Raw genomic sequence first — 690 nt, 5'->3', positions numbered from 1 at the left:
GGCCGGCTTATCTAGATCAGTGAGCTGTTACGCTTTCTTTAAAGGATGGCTGCTTCTAAGCCAACCTCCTGATTGTTTTGGCCTTCCCACATCGTTTCCCACTTAGCCATAACTTAGGGACCTTAGCTGGCGGTCTGGGCTGTTTCCCTCTCGGCAATGGATCTTAGCACCCACTGCCTGTCTGCCTTACTGCATTCATCGGTATTCGGAGTTTGGTTAGGTTTGGTAAGCCGTTGGGGCCCCCTAGCCCATCCAGTGCTCTACCCCCGATGATGATATAGGACGCTCTACCTAAATAGATTTCGCGGAGAACCAGCTATGTCTAGGTTTGATTGGCCTTTCACCCCTATCCACAAGTCATCCCCCAACTTTTCAACGTTGGTGGGTTCGGTCCTCCAGTGCGTGTTACCGCACCTTCAACCTGCTCATGGCTAGATCACTCGGTTTCGGGTCTAATCCCTGCAACTATGACGCCCTATTCAGACTCGCTTTCGCTGCGCCTACACCTAACGGCTTAAGCTTGCTGCAAAGATTAAGTCGCTGACCCATTATACAAAAGGTACGCCGTCACCCCATAAAGGTGCTCCTACTGCTTGTAGGCATCCGGTTTCAAGGTCTGTTTCACTCCCCTCGTTGGGGTGCTTTTCACCTTTCCCTCACGGTACTTGTTCACTATCGGTCGTAGAGGAG

Annotated in this window: 1 rRNA gene; it reads right to left on the bottom strand. The window is 51.4% G+C overall.

What is annotated here, in order from left to right:
* A 23S ribosomal RNA gene (locus tag QQJ79_RS15670) occupies positions 1-690 on the bottom strand; the annotation flags it as partial.

It is taken from the genome of Brevundimonas denitrificans (assembly GCF_030160755.1).
Taxonomy (GTDB): domain Bacteria; phylum Pseudomonadota; class Alphaproteobacteria; order Caulobacterales; family Caulobacteraceae; genus Brevundimonas; species Brevundimonas denitrificans.
Note: the sequence above shows the minus strand (reverse complement) of the source record. Positions and strands in the feature narration are given on the sequence as shown.